The sequence below is a fragment of the Thiohalocapsa sp. genome, from assembly GCF_019695415.1.
GTDB lineage: Bacteria > Pseudomonadota > Gammaproteobacteria > Chromatiales > Chromatiaceae > Thiohalocapsa.
Genome location: NZ_JAIFKJ010000260.1, coordinates 1 through 5,426 on the forward strand (window position 1 = coordinate 1; position 5,426 = coordinate 5,426).

The following is a 5,426-nucleotide window of genomic DNA, read 5'->3' on the forward strand; positions in this document are numbered from 1 at the left end:
AAAAGGCCGGTTACAATCGCAACCATCTTCCACCTTGAGGGGAGCTCCGGGGAGCAATGGGCGAGGACCGAGGAGCCCGAACCGCGCCCCTAGCCCCTCGAAACTCGATACTCGCTGGGCCATAAGACACGGCGCGTACAGCCCGACCGCCACCACGGGTAGACTATGCGCTTTGGTTTCCGAGGCGTCCCGTCAATGTCCGACGAGAAAACCCATTTCGGCTACGAAGAGGTCCCTGTCGGGGAGAAGCAGGATCGGGTGCGGGCGGTGTTCGACTCCGTCGCGAGCCGCTACGATCTGATGAACGACCTGATGTCCCTCGGCATCCACCGGCTGTGGAAGCGCCGCACCGTGGAGCTCGCTGGCGTGCGCCGCGGTCAGCGCGTGCTGGATCTCGCCGCCGGCACCGGCGACCTCGCCGAGCGCTTTGCGCGCATCGTCGGCGCGGACGGAGAGGTGGTGATGTCCGACATCAACCAGGCCATGCTGGAGCAGGGCCGCTCGCGGCTCGTCAATGCCGGGCTGGTCGGCAACCTGGATTATGTGCTCGCCAATGCCGAGGCGCTGCCCTTTGCAACGGACAGCTTCGACTGTATCACCATCGGCTTCGGGCTTCGCAATGTCACGCACAAGCAATTGGCGCTGAACGAGATGTATCGGGTGCTGCGTCCCGGCGGCCGGGCCCTGATCCTGGAGTTCTCGCACCCCACCACCAAACCCCTGGAGAAGGCGTACGACGCCTACTCCTTCACGGTGCTGCCAACGCTCGGCCGGCTCGTCGCCGGCGACTCCGCCAGCTACCGCTACCTCGCAGAGTCCATCCGCATGCACCCTGACCAGGAGACCCTGCTCGGCATGATGGAGCAGGCGGGCTTCGAGCGCGGCAGTTACGAAAACCACACCGGCGGCATCGTCGCCATCCACCGCGGCTACAAGCTATGACCACCGACGCCGAGACCGATGCGCCTACTGGTGCAGCGGAGCGCCACGGCATCCAGCTGCCGGATGCACTGCTCGCCGCCGCCGAGGCTGCCGTCAACCGGGTGCTCGCGCTGGATCCGGAGGGCGCCGCGCAGCTCGCCAAGGTACAGGGGGGCGTCCTGGAGGTCGTGCTGACAGGCTTCGGAACACGGCTCTATGTGGTTCCCGGCGAATCCCGCCTGTTTCTCTATGGCGCTTACGAGGCAGCGCCCGACTGCGTGGTGCACGGCAGCCCCGTCGCCCTGCTTGGCATGGTGCTGGCCGAGCATCGAGAGGACGCTGTCTTCGCAGGCTCCATCCGCATAGACGGCGACAACCGCCTGGCGCAGACCCTGGGCGAGGTCTTCCGCGGGCTCGATATCGACTGGGAGGAGCAGCTCTCCAAGCTCCTCGGGGATACCCTCGCCCACCGGCTCATGGACCGCGCGCGCGCCGGCGAGCGCTGGGCCGGCCGCAGCCGCAACATCGCCGCCGAGAACCTGCGCGAGTATCTGCAGGAAGAGGCGGCCGTCGTGCCGAGCCGCCAGGAGCTCGACGATTTCCTCGCCGCCGTCGATACCGTGCGTGACGATGTCGAGCGACTCGCAGCCCGCATAGAGCGACTGGAGCGGCACCGCCAAGGCTGATCGCTGCCCGCCGGGCCATAACCCGACACACTAATATCAAGCCGTCCGACTGAGCAAAACGGCAGACACTCGCCGACTCCGCCCGCCTCCGCGCACAGGACACACCCCCAGACCATGCTTCGCATCCCGCAGGCGCTGCGCCTGCTGCACATCAACCTGGTGCTGCTCAAGCACGGGCTGGACGAGGTGGTGGTATCCATTCCGCCGCTCAGCCCGCTCCGGCTCCTGGTGCGGCTGGCACCCTGGAACTGGATCAAGCGCGACCTGCCGCCTTTCCCCGTGCGCGTGCGCCTCGCATTGGAGGAGCTGGGGCCGATCTTCATCAAGTTCGGTCAGCTGCTCTCCACCCGCATTGATCTGTTGCCGGTGGACATGGCCGAAGAGCTCGCCCGTCTCCAGGACCGAGTACCGCCCTTTCCGGGCACTGAGGCGCGGACGCTGATCGAGCAGGCATGGGGACAGCCGGTGGAATCTGTGCTGGATGCCTTCGAGGAGACGCCGCTGGCATCGGCGTCCATCGCCCAGGTCCACGCGGGGCAGTTCAAGGACGGGCAGGAGGTCATCGTTAAGGTACTGCGCCCCGGGATCGAGAAGACCATCCGCCGCGACGTGGACCTGATGTACGTCTTCGCCGACCTCGCGCAGCGCTATTGGCCGGACGGCCGGCGCTTGCGACCCGTGGAGGTAGTGCGGGAGTACGAGAAGACCATCCTCGACGAGCTGAACCTGCAGCGCGAGGCAGCCAACGCCTCGCAGCTGCGGCGCAACTTCAAGCACAGCGAGGACCTGTACATCCCGGAGGTGTACTGGGACTGGACGCGGCCGAACGTGATGGTGATGGAGCGCATCTACGGCACGCCCGTGTCACGCGTGGACGACCTCAAGGCCCAGGGCATCAGCATGCGCCGGCTCGGCACCCGGGGCGTGGAGATCTTCTTCACCCAGGTGTTCCGGGACAATTTTTTCCATGCCGACATGCACCCGGGGAACATCTTCGTCGAGCCCTCCGGGCGCTATATCTCCGTGGACTTCGGCATCGTCGGCACCCTGACCAAGGAGGACCAGCGCTACCTGGCGGAGAACCTGCTGGCCTTCTTCCGCCGCGACTACCGCCGCGTCGCCGAGCTGCACCTGGAATCCGGCTGGGTGCCCCGGGGCACGCGGGTGGAGGAGTTCGAGTCCGCCATCCGCACCGTCTGCGAGCCCATTTTCGAGAAGCCCATCGCCGAGATCGGCTTCGGCAGCTTCCTGGTGAACCTGTTCCAGACTGCCCGACGCTTCGACATGGAGATCCAGCCGCAGCTGGTGCTGCTGGAGAAGACCCTGATCCACATCGAAGGGCTGGGCCGCCAGCTCTACCCCCAGCTGGACCTTTGGACCACCGCCAAGCCCTTCATGGAGCGCTGGATGCGCGAGCAGATCGGCGCCCGCCGACTGCTGGAGCGTACCGCCTATAACTGGCCTGCGCTCGCCGAGCGACTGCCCGAGATCCCCATCGCGCTGACCCGCATCATCGATCAACTGGAGCAGCAGGCGGCCGCATATCCGGAGGGTGCCACGGGCGACCTCAAGGCCATCCGCCAGAATCTGGGCGACAACAACCGCCGCCTGCTGTCCACCTTCGGCGCGCTAGGGCTCGCGGGGCTTGCGAGCGCCATCCTGTTGTTCGGCGCGCCCTGTGCGGGGCTGCCCTGGCTCCTGCCAGCCGCCGCGGGGGCGATGCTGGTGATGAGCTTCGCGCTCTTCTGGCGGGCGCTCTTTGCCGGTAGCCGATAGCGCCGTACGACATCGCTGCTGCCTCTGTCGCGACAGGAATGTCGCTCCCACAACTAAGGCGCAATCGCCTGCCGAAACGCCCGCACTGCGTCGTACTGATCGGGCATGCGCACGTGCGCCGCGAGCAGCTCGACATCCAGCTCCGGCAGCAGGCCGCTCCTGTCGCTGAGCCGATAACCGCTGTCTGACTGCACGTCCAGCTTATCAAGGACATAAATCTCCAACTGCTCCCGGCGCCACAGCCAGACCTCCGGGATGCCGAGCGCGCCGTACAACGGCAGCTTGCTCAAGGCATCGCTGGTGTCGACCACCTCGATGACCAGATCGGGCTCCGGCTTGTCGGTGCCGATGCAGTAGGACGCGTCCGGCTCGCCGCCGGCGCGGCCGGTCTCTTTGAGGGTGAAGCCGCCGCGGCTGTAGAAGCGGATGCCTTCGGCTTCAAGATAGGCGATGAGCAGCAGGCAGATGGCCTCCTTCCAGTTCTCGTGTGTTGGACCGACCGGCGACATGATCTCCAGGCTCCCGTCGATATAGGTGATACGTGGCGCGCGGCTGTCCGGGAAGCAGGCCGACAGCTGCTCGTAGCGCGCCCACGGAAAGCCTTCCAACAGGATGCGCTGGACGCGGCCGTCTTCCGGCCTCGACCGCGCATGAGTCGGCTCGATCACAGTGCTCATGATGCGGCTCCTCGTACCGGGCGGTTCACGGGCGGGTCAGTCACTGATCGTTCATCTCCAGCCTAACATTGTCCGGCATTGATGCGCTCTGTAGCATCCGAGCATTGATTCACCGACCGGATGCGCCGCCCGAGATGACCCAGCCCAGCAAGCACATCGCCGTCACCGACGCCATCAAGCTCGGCAACGACCTGCCCTTCGTCCTGCAATCCGGACCGTGCCAGATCGAGTCCCGCGAGCATGCGCTGATGCTGGCGCGGGAGATTGCGGCCATCTGCGCCGGTTTGGGCATCCCCTACATCTTCAAGGCGTCCTTCGATAAAGCGAATCGCTCCAGCCTGTCTGGACGCCGCGGTGTGGGGCTTTCGCGGGGCCTCACCATCCTCGCCGAGATCCGCGAGACGGTGGGCTGCCCGGTGCTCACGGACGTCCACACCGAGGCCCAGTGCCGGCCCGTGGCGGAGGTCGCGGACATGCTCCAGATCCCGGCATTTCTGTGCCGGCAGACGGACTTCGTGCTGGCGGTGGGGGAGGCGGCGGCCGAGTTCGGACGCACCGTCAATGTGAAGAAAGGCCAGTTCCTGGCGCCCTGGGACATGGCCAACGTGGTGGCCAAGCTGGAGTCCACCGGCTGCACCAACATGACGCTGGTGGAGCGGGGTGTCACCTTCGGCTACGGCAACCTCGTGGTGGATCCACGCAGCCTGTACGAGATGGCCAAGACCGGCTATCCGGTCATCATGGACGCCACCCACGCGGTGCAGATGCCCGGCGCCCTCGGCAACGCCTCCGGCGGCAAGCGGGAGTACGTGCCTGTTATTGCACGTGCCGCCATCGGCGTCGGCGTGGCCGGACTCTTCATGGAAGTGCACGACGACCCGGACAACGCCGCGAGCGACGGGCCGAACTCCGTGCGGCTGGACACGCTCAAAGACCTACTCACCGAGCTGCTGGCCCTGGATCGCGCCAGAAAACAGAGAAGCGGCCCGCAATAACCATACTGTGGAAGCAGGAAATGAGGGTCTCCCCAGCGCGCACGCGTCGGCGACGGTGACGCGATGCTCGTTCAATTGAGACCAAGCACATAATGTGCTCGACGGTCGATCCAGACCGCTCGGTGGCTGTTACCTTCAGGATATTATGCCCATCGGGCGCCAGTTTTCGGTTTGTCGTGCAAAAAACCTGCTGATCTGTCTTCTCTTCCTCGAACCTCGCCACTCGAAACTCGCTACTCTCCGCCATAAACAGACGCTGCGCCTGAAAAAGAACCCGCCGCCATGACCGAATCCTCCACCTTAGCGCCCCGCGTCGCGACCCTCGAAGACGCCATGCAGGAGCTGGCCTTCCAGTCAGCCCGCACACAAGA

At 65.6% G+C, this 5,426-nt stretch carries 5 protein-coding genes; 4 read left to right on the plus strand and 1 reads right to left on the minus strand.

Annotation, left to right across the window (positions count from 1 at the left end):
* The first annotated feature begins 195 nt into the window (after nucleotides 1-195).
* The 3 genes from ubiE (at nucleotide 196) to ubiB (ending at nucleotide 3,383) form a co-directional block, all read left to right on the plus strand.
* Entirely contained in the window at nucleotides 196-942 is a 747-nt protein-coding gene (ubiE, locus tag I6U14_RS07505) for a bifunctional demethylmenaquinone methyltransferase/2-methoxy-6-polyprenyl-1,4-benzoquinol methylase UbiE (RefSeq protein WP_296898168.1), read from the plus strand.
* A complete protein-coding gene (locus I6U14_RS07510; protein ID WP_296898170.1) occupies nucleotides 939-1,607 on the plus strand; it encodes an SCP2 sterol-binding domain-containing protein in 669 nt (222 codons plus the stop codon). The genes ubiE and I6U14_RS07510 overlap by 4 nt, the downstream gene beginning before the upstream one ends.
* A 114-nt stretch (nucleotides 1,608-1,721) precedes the next feature.
* Nucleotides 1,722-3,383 carry a ubiquinone biosynthesis regulatory protein kinase UbiB gene (gene ubiB / locus I6U14_RS07515; protein ID WP_296898171.1) on the plus strand — a complete coding sequence of 554 codons (1,662 nt, stop codon included), beginning with the start codon at nucleotides 1,722-1,724 and terminating at the stop codon, nucleotides 3,381-3,383.
* Nucleotides 3,384-3,436: 53 nt separating this feature from the next.
* Here ubiB and I6U14_RS07520 read toward each other — a convergent pair whose 3' ends face one another.
* On the minus strand, nucleotides 3,437-4,060 hold the full coding sequence (locus tag I6U14_RS07520) for a Uma2 family endonuclease (RefSeq protein ID WP_296898172.1): 624 nt from the start codon (nucleotides 4,058-4,060) through the stop codon (nucleotides 3,437-3,439).
* 134 nt (nucleotides 4,061-4,194) lie between these two features.
* Here I6U14_RS07520 and kdsA point away from each other — a divergent pair, with 134 nt between their 5' ends.
* The gene (gene kdsA, locus I6U14_RS07525) at nucleotides 4,195-5,055 is read left to right on the plus strand and encodes a 3-deoxy-8-phosphooctulonate synthase (protein ID WP_296898174.1); all 861 of its coding nucleotides are present in this window, start codon (nucleotides 4,195-4,197) and stop codon (nucleotides 5,053-5,055) included.
* Nucleotides 5,056-5,426: the final 371 nt, after the last annotated feature.